The organism is Pseudomonas sp. RW409, from assembly GCF_003184125.1.
GTDB classification, from domain to species: Bacteria; Pseudomonadota; Gammaproteobacteria; order Pseudomonadales; family Pseudomonadaceae; genus Aquipseudomonas; species Aquipseudomonas chlororaphis_I.
Genome location: NZ_QHHP01000002.1, coordinates 97,676 through 113,763, shown reverse-complemented (window position 1 = coordinate 113,763; position 16,088 = coordinate 97,676). Strand labels below are relative to the sequence as shown.

Below are 16,088 nucleotides of genomic sequence, written 5' to 3'. Positions count from 1 at the left end.
GCTTATCCGGCCCCTTCGGAAGGGTTATTTGAACCCTCTCGGCAAGCCGCGAAGGCCCACTCCCGAGGGCTTTGGCCGGGGGCCGGGACCTCTAGCAGACAAGCCCTTCGCTGTCGAGATATGGCGGTTGTTGTCCTTTGCGTATACTGCGCAGATGTTTTCCCCAATGGCTTTACGTCCGCGCTGTGCCCGATGGCTCATCGCAACCGGACTCTTCCTGATGCTCAGTGCCTGCGTTGAGAAACCCAGCACACTGGAGCGAGTAAAGGAGGATGGCGTGCTGCGGGTGGTCACCCGTAACAGCCCGGCCACCTACTTTCAGGATCGCAATGGTGAAACCGGCTTCGAATACGAGCTGGTGAAACGCTTCGCCGACGATCTGGGGGTGACGCTGAAGATCGAAACCGCGGACAACCTCGACGACCTCTTCGACCAGCTGGGTAAACCTAACGGCCCGGTGCTGGCTGCTGCCGGTCTGGTCAGCAGCGAGAAACGCAAGCAGCAAGTCAGGTTTTCCCACACCTACCTGGAAGTCACCCCGCAGGTCATCTACCGCAACGGCCAGTCCCGCCCCACCGATGCGGGCGACCTGGTAGGCAAGAAGATCATGGTGCTCAAGGGCAGCACCCACGCCGAGCAACTGGCCGAACTCAAGCTGAAATACCCCGGCATTCAATATGAAGAGTCCGACGAGGTCGAAGTGGTCGACCTGCTGCGCATGGTCGACGAAGGGCAGATCGACCTGACCCTGGTGGATTCCAACGAAGTGGCGATGAACCAGGTGTATTTCGCCAATATCCGCGTCGCCTTCGACCTGGGCGATGCCCGCAACCAGAGCTGGGCCGTGGCCGCCGGCGAAGACAACAGCCTGCTCAACGAAATCAACGACTTCCTCGACAAGGTGCAGAAGAACGGCACCCTGCAGCGCCTGAAGGACCGTTATTACGGGCACGTGGACGTCCTCGGTTATGTCGGCGCCTACACCTTTGCCCAGCACCTGCAGCAGCGCCTGCCCAAATACGAGAAACACTTCAAGGCCTCGGCCAAGGAAGAAAAGGTCGACTGGCGCCTGCTGGCGGCCATTGGCTACCAGGAATCCTTGTGGCAACCGAGCGTCACCTCCAAGACCGGCGTACGTGGCCTGATGATGCTGACCCAGAACACCGCCCAGGCCATGGGCGTGTCCAACCGCCTGGATGCCAAGCAAAGCATCCAGGGCGGCGCCAAGTACCTGGCGTACATGAAGGATCAACTGGACGACAAGATCGAAGAGCCGGACCGCACCTGGTTCGCCCTCGCCGCCTACAACGTCGGCAGCGGCCACCTGGACGACGCCCGCAAGCTGGCGCAAAAGGAAGGGCTGAACCCGAACAAGTGGCTGGACGTGAAGAAAATGCTGCCGCGTCTTTCACAGAAGCAGTGGTACAGCAAGACCCGCTATGGCTACGCCCGGGGCGGCGAGCCGGTGCATTTCGTCGCCAACATCCGTCGTTACTACGACATCCTGACCTGGGTCACACAGCCGCAGCTGGAAGGCGACCAGGTGGCCGAAGGCAATCTGCATGTGCCGGGCGTGGACAAGACCAAGCCGACCCAGGAAACCCCGCCGCTTTAAACCGCATCGCGAGCAAGCTCGCTCCTACAGAGATAGACGGAGGCCACTATTTCCGTGCACGCCGCCAACCCTGTAGGAGCGAGCTTGCTCGCGATAGCATCAAAGACTGTTACCTGGCCGCCGCCAGGATTAGCGCCTTCATCTCCGCCACCGCACCCTTGAAGCCGACGAACAGCGCATGGGCCACCAGCGCATGGCCGATGTTCAGCTCGTTGATGCCCTTGATCGCCGCGACCGCCTCGACGTTGTGGTAATGCAGGCCGTGGCCGGCATTGACGATCAGGCCCTGGCCCAGGCCGAACGCCACGCCATCGGCCACGCGTTGCAGCTCCTCGGCCACCTCGCTCGGCGTTTCGGCATCGGCGTAACGCCCGGTGTGCAACTCGATGGCAGGTGCGCCCACGCGGCGAGAGGCCGCGATCTGCCGCTCATCGGCGTCGATGAACAGCGAGACTTCGGCGCCGATCTTCGACAGGCGTTCTACCGCCGCCTTGATCCGCGCCTCCTGCCCGGCGACATCCAGGCCGCCTTCGGTGGTCAGCTCCTGGCGGGTTTCCGGAACCAGGCAGATGTGCGCCGGACGGATGCGCTCGGCGAACGCCATCATTTCCTCGGTGACGCCCATCTCGAAGTTCATGCGGGTTTGCAGCACGTCCTTGAGCAGCAGCACGTCGCGCTCCTGGATATGCCGGCGGTCCTCGCGCAGGTGCACGGTAATGCCGTCGGCCCCCGCCTCTTCCGCGTCCAGCGCCGCCTTGACCGGGTCAGGGTAACGGGTACCCCGGGCCTGACGCAGGGTGGCTACGTGGTCGATGTTCACGCCAAGAAGAATGCGATTGCTGGTGGTCACGGAAGCGCTCCTGAGGAGTTAGAGATTCGGTGCACAGCATATAGTGTCCGCTGGCGAAAATAACTGCCGGCGTTCGGCCGCACGAGCAAGCCAGGCAGGATTCGAGCGTATTGGCGTAATGGGACGACTAGGGCTTGCGAAACAATTCGCGACTGACCAATGGCCGACCGCCCAGGTGCACCGCCAGCGCCTGGCGCATCAGGCGCTTGGCCGCCGCCAGCGCCCCGGGGGCGCTCCAGTCGGCTTGCGCCATGGCCAGCAGCTCGGTGCCGTTGAACAGGCCCGGTTGCAACAGCTGAACCTGCTCCAGGCCGGCATCCACCTGCAGGCGATACATGCCCTGCGCCTCAATCGGCGCGCCGTGGATATCCGTGTCCAGGGCAAAACCGTAGCCCAGGTCGTCCAGCAGGCGCCACTCGAAGGCACGCAGCAAGGGTTCGAGGGCCCTGCCCTCGGCCAACGCCAGCAAGGTCGCTGCATAGTGCTCGAAGATCGCCGGATGCGGATCTTCGGCGGGCAGCAGGCGGATCAGCAATTCGTTGAGGTAGAGGCCGCTGAACAGCGCCTCGCCATTAAGCCAGGTGGAGGTTCCCGCGCTTTCCATGCGCCCGACGTTTTTCAGCTCGCCGCGCCCACGAAACTCCACTTCCAGCGGCACGAACGGCCGTGCCAGGGTCCCGGCCTTGCCGCGCGCGCCACGCAACACCGCGCGCAGCCGCCCTTGGGGCGTGAGGAAGTCCACCAACGCACTGCTCTCGCGATAGGCGCGACTGTGCAGGACGTAAGCGGGCTGGCCGATGGGAGGGTTACTGGACATAGGTGTCGGGGGATCTCAAGGCTTGAGAAAGTGACAGGTCCGGAATTATCGCGAGCAGCACACCCGCTCCCTTGTAGGAGCGAGCTTGCTCGCGATTGAGCGCAAAGCGCTCGCAGGAGTTACAGGTCGCCGTAGCCCAGCGAACGCAGGGCGCGCTCGTCGTCGGACCAACCGCCTTTGACCTTGACCCACAGGTTGAGCATGACCTTGGAGTCGAACAGCAGCTCCATGTCCTTGCGCGCTTCCATGCCGATGCGCTTGATGCGCTCACCCTTGTCGCCAATGATGATTTTCTTCTGGCCATCGCGCTCGACGAGGATCAAGGCATGAATGTGCAGGGTCTTGCCCTGCTGCTTGAACTCTTCGATTTCCACGGTGATCTGGTACGGCAGCTCGGCACCCAGTTGGCGCATGATCTTCTCGCGCACCAGTTCGGCGGCGAGGAAACGGCTGCTGCGGTCGGTGATCTGGTCTTCCGGGAAGAAGTGATCGTTTTCCGGCAGGTGCTTGGCGATCAGGCCTTCCAGGGCTTCCAGGTTGTGGCCCTGCTGGGCCGACACCGGAACGATCTCGGCATTCGGCAACTGTTCCTGCAACCAGGTCAGGTGCGGCATCAGCTCGGCCTTGTCCTCGATGCGGTCGGTCTTGTTGATCGCCAGGATCACCGGGCCCTGCACGTACTGCACACGTTCCAGCACCAGTTGGTCTTCGTCGGTCCACTTGGTGCGGTCGACGACGAAGATCACCACGTCGACGTCTTTCAAGGCCGCCGAGGCGGTCTTGTTCATGTAGCGGTTCAGCGCCTTCTCGTTGCTCTTGTGCATGCCGGGGGTATCGACGTAGATCGCCTGCACGGCGCCTTCGGTCTTGATGCCGAGCATGTTGTGCCGCGTGGTCTGCGGCTTGCGCGAGGTGATGGCCAGCTTCTGCCCCAGGATATGGTTCAGCAGCGTGGACTTGCCCACGTTCGGACGGCCAACGATGGCGACATAGCCACAGCGTGTTGCGGTTGTATCAGTCATGGCCATTCTCCACGCCCAGGGCAATCAGTGCTGCGGCGGCCGCTACCTGTTCGGCAATACGACGGCTCACACCCTGACCTCGGCTTTTTTCGTTCAGTAGGGTGATTTCGCATTCGACGAAGAACGTCCGGCAATGGGGCTCACCCTGGATATCCACCACTTCGTAGCGGGGCAATTCACAGGCACGCGACTGCAGGAACTCCTGCAGGCGGGTCTTGGGGTCCTTGTTGGTGTCGACCAGCGTCAGGCTGTCGAACTCGGACGTCAGCCAGGACAGCACACGCTCACGCGCGACTTCCATGCCAGCATCCAGGTAGATCGCACCGATCAGCGCTTCCAGGGCATCGGCGAGGATCGACTCACGGCGGAAGCCGCCGCTTTTCAACTCACCGGAACCCAGGCGCAGGTATTCGCCCAGATCGAAACCGCGGGCCAGTACGGCCAGGGTTTCTCCCTTCACCAGGCGCGCGCGCAGACGCGACAGCTGGCCTTCGCGGGCCTGGGGGAAACGCTCGAACAGCGCTTCGCCGGCGACGAAGTTGAGGATGGCGTCACCGAGGAATTCCAGCCGTTCGTTGTTGCGCCCGGCAAAACTGCGGTGAGTGAGGGCCAGGACCATCAGTTCCTGGTCCTTGAAGGTGTAACCGAGCTGACGCTCGAGACGGCTCAAAGAAACGCTCACGGTTTACCCACGCTGAGTTCGTGGTTGAATTTCACCACCTTGGAGACGAGGCACGAGATGCCTGTGGCAATTAACGCTGTGTTCAAATCCACATCCTGAATATCGTTGACTGCTGCTTCTGGTAACGCCTGGGAGGCTGCCGAACCTGGCGGGCCGGTGTTCTGCAAGATCCAGAAAAGCATTCGGCGCTGTGTTCAACAGCGCCGTGTTTGATTACTTGATCAGGCCAACCCGCGAGAAATTCGGCAGATGGCTGAGTTTCGGTTCGGGCCAGCTCATCCAGACTGCGAAGGCCTTGCCGACGATATTCTTGTCGGGAACCATGCCCAGCAGGTCCTTGGGAATGCTCGGGTCATCCCAGTAGCGGCTGTCGTTCGAGTTGTCGCGGTTGTCGCCCATCATGAAGTAGTGCCCGGCAGGCACGGTCCACTGACGGTCCGGGGTGGCCCGGTAGCGGCTCATTTCCTTGCGGATCAGGTGCTCGGCGGCGCCGAGTTTTTCCTTGTAGAGCTCCGCGCTGCCCAGGGTGCCCGGCTCGGAGCCGACCAGCTGTTCGGCGACCGACTGGCCGTTGACCAGCAGGCGCTTGTCGCTGGTGTAGCGCACTTCGTCGCCCGGCAGGCCAACCACACGCTTGATGTAGTTGACGTTCGGATCGCTCGGGTAGCGGAACACCATCACATCGCCGCGCTGCGGATCACCGACCTCGATGATTTTCTTGTCGATCACCGGCAGGCGGATCCCGTAAGAAAACTTGTTCACCAGGATGAAGTCGCCCACATCCAGGGTCGGTTTCATCGATCCCGAAGGAATCTGAAACGGTTCCACCAGGAACGAACGCAGCACCAGCACGATGAACAGCACCGGAAAGAACGATTTGCCGTACTCGACCAGCATCGGCTCCTTGTTCAGTTTCTCGATGACCAGTCCATCCGGCTGGCTGACGCTGCCCTGATAGTTGGTAATGGCGGCACGCCGACGCGGCGCCAGAAAGACCAGATCGAGCAACGCCAAGAGGCCGCAGACGGCGACGGCGATGACCAGCAACAGCGGGAAATTTAGCGACATAGGACCTAACTATCCAACCTGAGCACGGCAAGGAAGGCTTCTTGTGGAATCTCCACGTTACCCACTTGCTTCATGCGTTTCTTACCGGCCTTCTGCTTTTCCAACAGCTTGCGCTTACGGCTAACGTCACCACCGTAGCATTTGGCCAGTACGTTCTTTCTGAGCGCCTTGACGGTTGTCCGCGCCACAATCTGCCCGCCAATGGCGGCCTGGATTGCCACGTCGAACATCTGCCGAGGAATCAGTTCCTTCATCTTCTCGGTCAACGCACGCCCTTTGTAGTGCGCGTTGTCACGGTGCACGATCAATGCCAGGGCGTCGACTTTCTCACCGTTGATCAGCACATCCAGCTTGACCAGATTAGCCGATTGGTAGCGATCGAAATGATAATCCAGCGAAGCATAGCCACGACTGGTGGATTTGAGGCGGTCGAAGAAGTCCAGGACCACTTCGTTCATCGGCAGGTCGTAGGTCACCTGGACCTGGCTGCCGAGGAACAGCATGTCGTGCTGTATGCCGCGTTTCTCGATGCACAGGGTAATGACGTTACCCAGGTGCTCCTGCGGCACAAGGATATTGGCCCGCACGATCGGCTCGCGCATGTCCTCGATGGACGACAGATCCGGCAACTTCGACGGGTTATCGACGTAGATCGTCTCACCATTCTTCAGTTGCAGCTCGAAAATCACCGTCGGCGCCGTGGTGATCAGGTCCAGGTCGTATTCGCGCTCCAGGCGCTCCTGGATGATTTCCATGTGCAGCATGCCGAGGAAGCCGCAACGGAAGCCGAAGCCCAGTGCGTCGGAGCTTTCCGGGGTGTATTGCAGCGACGAGTCGTTCAGCGTGAGCTTTTGCAGGGCTTCGCGGAAGTCTTCGAAGTCGTCGGAGCTGACCGGGAACAGGCCGGCGTAGACCTGCGGCTGAATGCGCTTGAAGCCGGGCAGTACTTCGACGTCAGGGGTCGAGCTCAGGGTCAGGGTGTCACCAACCGGTGCACCATGAATGTCCTTGATGCCGGCGATGATGAAGCCCACTTCACCGGCCTTCAGGTCGGTGGTGGCGGTGTGTTTCGGGTTGAATACACCGACGCTGTCCACCAGGTGGATCTTGCCGGTGGACTTCACCAGGATCTTGTCGCCCTTCTTCACGCGGCCATGGCGCACGCGAACCAGGGACACGACGCCCAGGTAGTTGTCGAACCAGGAGTCGATGATCAACGCTTGCAGCGGATCCTCGATGTTGCCGGTCGGCGCGGGAATGGTGGTTACCAGGCGCTCCAGCACCTCGTCGACACCCAGGCCGGTCTTGGCGCTGCAGGTCACGGCGTCGGTGGCATCGATACCGATGATCTTCTCGATCTCTTCCTTGACCCGGTCCGGATCGGCCTGCGGCAGGTCGATCTTGTTCAGCACCGGCATGACCTCCAGGCCCTGCTCGATGGCGGTGTAGCAGTTGGCGACCGACTGCGCTTCCACGCCCTGGCCGGCGTCGACCACCAGCAAGGCGCCTTCACAGGCGGCCAGCGAGCGGCTGACTTCATAGGTGAAGTCCACGTGGCCCGGGGTGTCGATGAAGTTCAGCTGGTAGGTGATGCCGTCGCGAGCTTTGTAATAGAGGGTAACGCTGTGGGCCTTGATGGTGATCCCGCGTTCACGCTCAAGGTCCATGGAGTCCAGAACCTGGGCTTCCATTTCGCGCTCGGCCAGGCCGCCGCACATCTGGATGAAGCGATCGGCCAGAGTCGACTTGCCATGGTCAATGTGGGCGATGATGGAGAAATTGCGGATATGACTCAAATCACTCACGGATCAACACTCAAAAAGGCTGCAGGCATAGCCCGCCGAAAAATAGCCGGGAATTGTACCTGATAGACGACGCAAGCGTCACGTTCGCCTGTCAGTGGTGCATAAACGCAAAACGCCCCGGTCTTTCGACAGGGGCGTTGCTCTTGCGCGTGGCGTCATTGGCGCCGGTCAGCCGGCCCGGCGCATCAGCCAGAACCCGGCCAGGGCACAGAAACCGGCGGGAACCAGCACCGCGAACAGCGGCGAGAAGCCAAATACCAGGCTCGACGGGCCCAGCAGGTCCTGGGCGATGCGGAAGGTGAACCCCACCAGCACGCCGGTGAATACCCGCTGGCCGAGCGTCACGGAACGCAACGGACCGAAAATGAACGAAATCGCCATCAATACCAGGGCCGCGGTGACCAGCGGTTGCAGCACCTTGACCCAGAACGCCAGCCAGTAGCGACCGTTGTTCAGGCCCTGATCGGCCAGGTAGTGGATATAGCCCCACAGACCGCTGATCGACAGGGACTCCGGCGCCATCACCACAGTGCTCAGCAGTTGCGGGCTCAAGGCCACGTCCCAGCGTTCCTGAGGGGTATTGATGACTTCGGTATGGCCTTCACGGAAATAAGTGGTGGTGACGTCGCTCAGTTGCCAGTAGTTCTCTTCGAAGCGGGCCTGGCGGGCGAAGCTCGAGGACAACATGTGCCGTTGATCGTCGAAGTGGTAACGGGTCACGCCATACAGCAGGCCATTGGGTTGCACGGCGTTGATGTGGATGAACTCCTCGCCCTGACGGTGCCACAGGCCGCGTTTGGAACTTTGCGCGTCGCCCGAACCCTGGGCCAGCGCGCGACTGGCCTGTGCCTGGCTTTCCGTGGCGGGAGCGACGTACTCGCCGATCAGCACACCGGCCAGCATCAGGAACAGCATCGGCTTCATCACCGCCCAGACGATCCGCCCGATGGACACGCCAGCGGCGCGCATAATGGTCAGCTCGCTGTTGCTGGCCAGGCTGCCCAGGCCGATCAGGCAGCCGATCAGGGCCGCCATCGGCAGCATTTCGTAGAGCCGGCGCGGCGCCGTCATGACCACGAAGCTCAGCACATCCATCACGGTGTAGTTGTCGCTGACACTGCCCATCTCGTCGATGAAGGCGAACAGCGACGCCAGGCCGAGAATGATCCCCAGTACCGCCAGAATGGCCAGCAGGACACTGTTGCCGATGTAGCGATCGAGCTTAACCACGAGCCACCTCCTTCATGCTGCGGCGGCTCGCCAGCTTCAGACGCAAGGGTTCCCAGTACAGCAATCCGAGGCCAATCAATAGAAACAGTCCGTGTACCCACCACAGGCCCAGCGCCTGCGGCAGCTTGCCCTTTTCCAGCGAGCCACGGGCCGCGATCAGGATGGTCAGGTAAGCCATATAAAGAAGAATCGCCGGCAGCAGTTTGAGGAAGCGGCCCTGGCGCGGGTTGACCCGGGACAGCGGCACCGCCATCAGGGTCACGACAAACACCAGCAGCGGCAGGGAAATACGCCATTGCAGCTCGGCATGGGCGCGCAGTTCCGGGTTGCCGATCAGGTCGCGGGTCGGCATGGCGTCGCGGTCGGTGACTTCGTCGCTGACGTCCGGCTTGGCCAGCAATACGCCGTAGGTGTCGTACTTGATGACCCGGTAATCGGCCTGGCCGGGGTTACCGTCGTAGCGGTAGCCGTTTTCCAGGATCAGGTAGCGGTTGCCGTCCGGACGAATGTCCTGGTGCCCCTTCTCTGCCACCAACACCGAGATGCCCTGGTCCTTCTTGTCCTGGCTCAGGCGTTTTTCCGAGATGAACACACCGCCCAGGTTGGCGCGGTCATCGGACAAGTGTTCGGTATAGGTCACCCGGGTACCGTCGTTGAGCGCCTGGAAGCGCCCCGGCACCAGGGTGTCGAATTCGGTCATGGCGTCCTGCTTGTTCAGCAGCAGCTGGAACTGATTGGCCCCCTGCGGCGCCAGGCTCAGGCTCAGCCACGCCACCAGCAGGGCCACCAGCGCGGCCGGGATCATGGTCATGCCCAGCAGGCGCTGCTGGCTCATGCCGGTGGCCGACAGCACGGTCATTTCGCTTTCGAGGTACAGCCGGCCGTAGGCCAGGAGAATGCCGAGGAACAACCCCAGCGGCAGGATCAGTTGCAGGAAGCCTGGCAGGCGAAAGCCCATGATCAGGAACAGCGAGCCCGGGTCCAGTGCACCCGAGGCCGCTTGCGCGAGGTATTTGACGAAACGTCCGCTCATGATGATGACCAGCAGAACGGCACTCACGGCGCTCAAGGTCAGCAACACTTCGCGGGATAGATAACGGAAGACGATCAAACCAGACACTCCAGGGTTGTCAGGCTAAGGCGGCCAAACAAGCAAACACGGCCCGTGAAGCCGAGCCGCCGAAAAAAGATGGCGCATTATCCTGTGATTGCATGCGCCTGTCACTGCGCATGCTCACGCAGGCCTCTAAAGCGGCGAAGTTCGCTCATGGGAGGGTTGTCAGCCTCGACCGCCCGGGTTCAAACTGGCGGCCCTGTCGTTGGCCGCTGCCGACGCCTCTCCTTAATAAAAGCTACAGACATGACAAGCCTGGCGCACGGCATTGGCCCTGCGCTCTTTGACCATTAATTCAGGGACCCAGACATGGAACTGGTTGTAAAAAGCGTTAGCCCGGAAACGTTGAAGACCGCCACCCTGGTGGTCGCCGTCGGCGAAGGCCGCAAGCTCGGCAGCGTTGCCAAACAACTCGACGAGCTCAGTGGCGGCGCCATCGGCGCGGTACTCAAGCGCGGCGACCTAGACGGCAAGGTCGGCCAGAGCCTGCTGTTGCACGCCCTGCCGAACTTGAAGGCCGAACGTGTCCTGCTGGTCGGTACCGGCAAGGACGCCGAACTGGGCGACCGCCCGTTCCGCAAGATCGTCAGTGGCATCCTCGCTACCCTCAAGGGCCTGGGCGGCAGCGATGCCGTGCTGGCGCTGGACGAAGTGGTGGTCAAGGGCCGCGACAGCTACGGCAAGACCCGCCTGCTGGCTGAAACCCTGGTGGACGGCGAATACAGCTTCGACCAGTTCAAGAGCCAGAAAGCCGAACCGCGCGCCCTGAAGAAAATCACCCTGCTGACCATCAAGGCCGCGCTGGCCGAAGTCGAGCGCGCCGTGGCCCACGCCAAGGCGATCGCCAACGGCATGGCCTTCACCCGCAACCTGGGCAACCTGCCGCCGAACATCTGCCACCCGACCTTCCTCGGCGAACAGGCCAAGGCCCTGGGCAAGGAATTCAAGGCCCTGAAAGTCGAAGTCCTCGACGAGAAGAAGATCAAGGAACTGGGCATGGGCTCGTTCTATGCCGTGGGCCAGGGCAGCGCCCAGCCGCCACGCCTGATCATCATGCAATACAACGGCGGCAAGAAATCCGAGAAGCCGTACACCCTGGTCGGCAAGGGCATCACCTTCGACACCGGCGGCATCAGCCTCAAGCCTGGCGCCGGCATGGATGAAATGAAGTACGACATGGGTGGCGCCGCCAGCGTGTTCGGTACCCTGCGCGCCGTGCTGGAACTCAAGTTGCCGATCAACCTGGTGTGCATCCTGGCCTGCGCCGAGAACATGCCGAGCGGCACCGCTTCGCGTCCGGGCGATATCGTCACCACCATGAGCGGCCAGACCGTGGAAATCCTCAACACCGACGCCGAAGGCCGCCTGGTGCTGTGCGATGCCCTGACCTACGCCGAGCGCTTCAAGCCACAGGCGGTGATCGACATCGCCACCCTGACCGGTGCCTGCGTGGTCGCCCTCGGCTCCCATACCTCGGGCCTCCTGGGCAACAACGACGAGTTGATCGGCCAGTTGCTGAGCGCCGGCGTTCAGGCTGACGACCGTGCCTGGCAACTGCCGCTGTTCGACGAGTACCAGGAACAGCTGGACAGCCCGTTCGCCGACATCGCCAACATCGGCGGCCCGAAAGCCGGCACCATCACCGCTGCCTGCTTCCTGTCGCGCTTCACCAAGCAGTACAACTGGGCGCACCTGGATATCGCCGGAACCGCCTGGACCAGCGGCGGCAAGGACAAGGGCGCCACTGGCCGTCCGGTGCCCCTGCTGACCCAGTACCTGCTGGACCGCGCCAAAGCCTGAAACCTATGACCTCGGGGTGCGCCGCCCACACGCGGCGCACTCCCGGGCTCAGGAACCGCAATGACCAAAGTCGACTTCTATATCCTTCCCAGCGCGGATCCTTCGGCGCGCCTGGACTTCGCCTGCAAGCTCACCGACAAGGCCTGGCGCATGGGGCACCGCATCTACCTGCATTGCAGCGACGCGGCCCAGCGCGATGAGCTCGACGCCCGGTTGTGGCGCTTCAAGGGCGAAACCTTCGTGCCCCACGGCCCCGCCGAAAGCGAGCCGGATGGCCTGATCGTTCTCGGCCTGGGCGACGACCCCGGCGAGCACCATGACCTGCTGGTCAACCTGGACCTGAAAGTCCCGGCATTTGCCCAGCGGTTTGCCCGCATCGCCGAAGTGGTGGTGGAAGACCCGACTATCCGCCAGGCTGCTCGCGAGAGTTTCCGTTTCTACCGCGAACAGGGCTATCCTCTGCAAGATCACCGTTTACAGCGACTCTGAGCCATCGATGGACACTCCCAAACCGCTGCAAAAGTCCGCGCACCTGCTGGATGACCTCGAGTCCATCCGCCAACTGCTCGGCGATGACGACCTGCAACCTCCGCTGCTGACCGAGACCGTCGACGGCGAAGTGCAGATTCCACTGCTGTTCGATATGGTCGGCGGCAAGCCTGCCGTCGAAACCCTCGAAGAGGCGCCGGCAGAACCACAACCGGCCCCCGCTCCGGTGGTCGAACCGCCACCTGCTCCTGTAGCGGCCGCTCCAGCCCCTGCACCAGCACCGACACCAAAACCCGCGCCAGCGCCCAAGAGCCAGGATGCCCTGCTGCACCTGGACAGCGAACTGCGCGCCGCCGCGCAACTGATCATGCAAGACGTGATCGACGACTTCGCCCCGCACATCGAAACCGAGATCAAGCGCCGCCTCGACGCGCGCATGGATCGCCTGCTCGCCGCAGCGACAAGCGGCAAGCCATAAGTCGCAAGCTGCAAGCAAAAGCCGGGTATGGCGATCTTGTCACTTGGAACTTGCCGCTTGTGGCTTGCAGCTACCCCCCTCCGCTATACTTCCCGGCTTTTCCTGAATAAATGCCAATAGGGTCCCGCCGCGCATGGATAAGACCTACCAGCCGCACGCCATTGAAACTTCCTGGTACCAGACCTGGGAGTCAGAGAATTACTTCGCCCCGCAAGGCGCGGGCGACTCGTACACCATCATGATTCCACCACCGAACGTCACTGGCAGCCTGCACATGGGCCATGGCTTCAACAACGCGATCATGGATGCCTTGATCCGCTTCCGCCGCATGCAGGGCCGCAACACCCTGTGGCAGCCGGGTACCGACCACGCCGGTATCGCCACCCAGATGCTGGTGGAGCGTCAGATCGAAGCCCAGGGCCAGAATCGTCACGATCTGGGCCGGGAAAAATTCCTCGAGAAAGTCTGGGAGTGGAAGGATCAGTCCGGCGGCAACATCAGCCGCCAGATCCGCCGCCTGGGCTCGTCCGTGGACTGGAGCCGCGAGCGCTTCACCATGGACGACGGTCTTTCCGAAGCCGTTAAAGAAGCCTTCGTGCGCCTGCACGAAGACGGCCTGATCTACCGCGGCAAGCGTCTGGTCAACTGGGACACCAAGCTGCACACCGCGATCTCCGACCTCGAAGTGGAGAACCACGACGAGAAAGGTTCGCTGTGGAACCTGCGCTACCCGCTGGCCGACGGCGCCAAGACCGCCGAAGGCCTGGACTACCTGATCGTCGCCACCACCCGTCCGGAAACCATGCTCGGCGACTCCGCCGTGGCCGTTAACCCGAACGACGAACGCTACAAGGCGCTGATCGGCAAGTTCGTCGAACTGCCGCTGGTGGGCCGTCGCATCCCGATCATCGGCGACGACTACTGCGACCCTGAATTCGGCACCGGCTGCGTGAAGATCACCCCGGCCCACGACTTCAACGACTACGAAGTCGGCAAGCGCCACAACCTGCCGCTGCTGAACATCTTCGACAAGAACGCCGAAGTGCTGCCGGCTGCCCAGGTGTTCAACCTGGACGGCACGCTGAACGAAAGCATCGACGGCAAGATCCCGGCCGAATTCGCCGGTCTCAACCGTTTCCAGGCGCGCAAGGAAATCGTCGCCGCGTTCGACGCCGCCGGCCTGCTGGTCAGCGTCGACGACCACGCCCTGAAAGTGCCGAAAGGCGACCGCTCCGGCACCATCATCGAGCCGTGGCTGACCGACCAGTGGTACGTCTCCACCAAGCCGCTGGCCGAGCCGGCCATTGCCGCCGTGGAAGACGGCCGCATCGCCTTCGTGCCGAAACAGTACGAAAACATGTACTTCTCCTGGATGCGCGATATCCAGGACTGGTGCATCAGCCGCCAGCTGTGGTGGGGCCACCGCATCCCGGCCTGGTACGACGAATCGGGCAAGGTCTATGTCGGCCGCGACGAAGCCGAAGTGCGCGCCAAGCACAACCTCGGGCCTGAGGTTGCACTGCAACAGGACAACGACGTCCTCGACACCTGGTTCAGTTCGGGCCTGTGGACCTTCTCCACCCTGGGCTGGCCGGAGCAGACCGAGTTCCTCAAGACCTTCCACCCGACCGACGTGCTGGTGACCGGTTTCGACATCATTTTCTTCTGGGTCGCCCGGATGATCATGCTCACCATGCACCTGGTGAAGAACGAAGACGGCACACCGCAGGTTCCGTTCAAGACCGTGTACGTACACGGCCTGGTACGCGACGGCCAGGGCCAGAAGATGTCCAAGTCCAAGGGCAACGTCCTGGACCCGCTGGACATCATCGACGGCATCGAGCTCGAAGCCCTGGTGCAGAAACGCACCACCGGCATGATGCAGCCGCAACTGGCGAAGAAGATCGAGAAGCAGACCCGCCAGGAGTTCGCCGACGGCATCGCCAGCTACGGCACCGACGCCCTGCGCTTCACCTTCTGCTCGCTGGCGTCCACCGGCCGCGACATCAAGTTCGATATGGGCCGCGTCGAAGGCTATCGCAACTTCTGCAACAAGATCTGGAACGCCGCGCGCTACGTGCTGGACAAGGGCGAGGACTGCGGTCAGAACGGCGAAGCCTACGAGCTGTCGCTGGCCGATCGCTGGATCATCTCCCAGCTGCAGCGCACCGAAGCCGAAGTGACCCGCCAGCTGGACCAGTTCCGCTTCGACCTGGCGGCCCAGGCGCTGTACGAGTTCATCTGGAACCAGTACTGCGACTGGTACCTGGAGTTGTCCAAGCCGGTGCTGTGGGACGAAAACGCGCCGGTCGAGCGCCAGCGCGGCACCCGTCGCACCCTGGTGCGCGTACTGGAAGTGGCGCTGCGCCTGGCCCACCCATTCATGCCGTTCATCACCGAAGAAATCTGGCAGCGCCTGGCGCCGCTGGCCGGCATCCAGGGCAAGACCATCATGCTGCAACCCTGGCCGGTGGCCGTTGAAGCGCGCATCGACCAGGCCGCCGAAGACGACATCGAATGGCTCAAGGGCCTGATGCTCGGCACCCGTAACATCCGTGCCGAAATGAACATCGGCCCAGGCAAGCCACTGGCATTGTTCCTGAAGAACGCCAGCGCCGAAGACCAGCGCCGCCTGAGCGAAAACGAGACCCTGCTGAGGAAGCTGGCCAAACTCGAATCGATCACCGTGCTGCAAGCCGGCGACGAAGCACCGCTGTCCGCCACCGCCCTGGTCGGCGAGATGGAAGTGCTGGTGCCGATGGCCGGCCTGATCGACAAGGGTGCCGAACTGGCGCGCCTGGACAAGGAAATCCAGCGCCTGCAAGGCGAAGTGCAGCGGGTCGGCGGCAAGCTGTCCAACGCCGCCTTCGTCGACAAGGCCCCGGCCGAAGTGATCGACAAGGAACGCGCCAAACTGGCCGAAGCCGAACAGGCTCTGGGCAAGCTGGCCGAGCAGCACGCACGGATCTCCAGCCTGTAACGGCGATTCGAGCGGTCATAAAAAGGGAGCCCTGCAAAGGGCTCCCTTTTTTATACCCGACCGAAAGGCTCATGCCTCTGTAGGCGCGAGGCTTACCCGCGAAGCGTTATTCCTGGCACACCGCGTTATCCTGGCGGC

At 62.3% G+C, this 16,088-nt stretch carries 14 protein-coding genes; 5 read left to right on the top strand and 9 right to left on the bottom strand.

The window, feature by feature from the left end; translation table 11 throughout:
• The first annotated feature begins 154 nt into the window (after nucleotides 1-154).
• Nucleotides 155-1,615 carry a membrane-bound lytic murein transglycosylase MltF gene (mltF, locus tag DK261_RS00635; RefSeq protein ID WP_009047127.1) on the top strand — a complete coding sequence of 487 codons (1,461 nt, stop codon included), beginning with the start codon at nucleotides 155-157 and terminating at the stop codon, nucleotides 1,613-1,615.
• A 109-nt stretch (nucleotides 1,616-1,724) separates the two neighbouring features.
• Here mltF and pdxJ read toward each other — a convergent pair whose 3' ends face one another.
• The 9 genes from pdxJ to lptF all read right to left on the bottom strand — a co-directional run bounded on the left by pdxJ (nucleotide 1,725) and on the right by lptF (nucleotide 10,200).
• Entirely contained in the window at nucleotides 1,725-2,465 is a 741-nt protein-coding gene (gene pdxJ, locus DK261_RS00630; protein WP_009047126.1) for a pyridoxine 5'-phosphate synthase, read from the bottom strand.
• 127 nt (nucleotides 2,466-2,592) lie between these two features.
• The gene (gene recO, locus DK261_RS00625) at nucleotides 2,593-3,282 is read right to left on the bottom strand and encodes a DNA repair protein RecO (protein ID WP_009047125.1); all 690 of its coding nucleotides are present in this window, start codon (nucleotides 3,280-3,282) and stop codon (nucleotides 2,593-2,595) included.
• Between the two features lie 119 nt (nucleotides 3,283-3,401).
• Entirely contained in the window at nucleotides 3,402-4,304 is a 903-nt protein-coding gene (gene era, locus DK261_RS00620; protein ID WP_025806538.1) for a GTPase Era, read from the bottom strand.
• The gene (gene rnc / locus DK261_RS00615) at nucleotides 4,297-4,986 is read right to left on the bottom strand and encodes a ribonuclease III (protein WP_009042306.1); all 690 of its coding nucleotides are present in this window, start codon (nucleotides 4,984-4,986) and stop codon (nucleotides 4,297-4,299) included. Before rnc ends, era begins: the two co-directional genes overlap by 8 nt.
• The gene (locus DK261_RS00610; protein ID WP_110175155.1) at nucleotides 4,983-5,168 is read right to left on the bottom strand and encodes a hypothetical protein; all 186 of its coding nucleotides are present in this window, start codon (nucleotides 5,166-5,168) and stop codon (nucleotides 4,983-4,985) included. The genes rnc and DK261_RS00610 overlap by 4 nt, the downstream gene beginning before the upstream one ends.
• A 31-nt stretch (nucleotides 5,169-5,199) precedes the next feature.
• Nucleotides 5,200-6,054, bottom strand: coding sequence for a signal peptidase I (gene lepB / locus DK261_RS00605; RefSeq protein ID WP_007932153.1), 855 nt, complete (start codon nucleotides 6,052-6,054; stop codon nucleotides 5,200-5,202).
• Between the two features lie 5 nt (nucleotides 6,055-6,059).
• The gene (gene lepA, locus DK261_RS00600; protein ID WP_007932152.1) at nucleotides 6,060-7,859 is read right to left on the bottom strand and encodes a translation elongation factor 4; all 1,800 of its coding nucleotides are present in this window, start codon (nucleotides 7,857-7,859) and stop codon (nucleotides 6,060-6,062) included.
• Between the two features lie 168 nt (nucleotides 7,860-8,027).
• Nucleotides 8,028-9,089, bottom strand: coding sequence for an LPS export ABC transporter permease LptG (gene lptG, locus DK261_RS00595; protein ID WP_016702720.1), 1,062 nt, complete (start codon nucleotides 9,087-9,089; stop codon nucleotides 8,028-8,030).
• Complete coding sequence (gene lptF, locus DK261_RS00590) at nucleotides 9,082-10,200, bottom strand: LPS export ABC transporter permease LptF (protein ID WP_009047122.1); 1,119 nt, start codon at nucleotides 10,198-10,200, stop codon at nucleotides 9,082-9,084. The genes lptG and lptF overlap by 8 nt, the downstream gene beginning before the upstream one ends.
• 312 nt (nucleotides 10,201-10,512) lie before the next feature.
• Here lptF and DK261_RS00585 point away from each other — a divergent pair, with 312 nt between their 5' ends.
• The 4 genes from DK261_RS00585 to DK261_RS00570 all read left to right on the top strand — a co-directional run bounded on the left by DK261_RS00585 (nucleotide 10,513) and on the right by DK261_RS00570 (nucleotide 15,950).
• Complete coding sequence (locus DK261_RS00585; protein WP_110175154.1) at nucleotides 10,513-12,003, top strand: leucyl aminopeptidase; 1,491 nt, start codon at nucleotides 10,513-10,515, stop codon at nucleotides 12,001-12,003.
• Nucleotides 12,004-12,063: 60 nt separating this feature from the next.
• Nucleotides 12,064-12,492 carry a DNA polymerase III subunit chi gene (locus tag DK261_RS00580; RefSeq protein WP_007932146.1) on the top strand — a complete coding sequence of 143 codons (429 nt, stop codon included), beginning with the start codon at nucleotides 12,064-12,066 and terminating at the stop codon, nucleotides 12,490-12,492.
• Nucleotides 12,493-12,499: 7 nt separating this feature from the next.
• The gene (locus DK261_RS00575; RefSeq protein ID WP_038630662.1) at nucleotides 12,500-12,970 is read left to right on the top strand and encodes a hypothetical protein; all 471 of its coding nucleotides are present in this window, start codon (nucleotides 12,500-12,502) and stop codon (nucleotides 12,968-12,970) included.
• Between the two features lie 133 nt (nucleotides 12,971-13,103).
• Entirely contained in the window at nucleotides 13,104-15,950 is a 2,847-nt protein-coding gene (locus DK261_RS00570; protein WP_009047118.1) for a valine--tRNA ligase, read from the top strand.
• Nucleotides 15,951-16,088 lie beyond the last annotated feature (138 nt).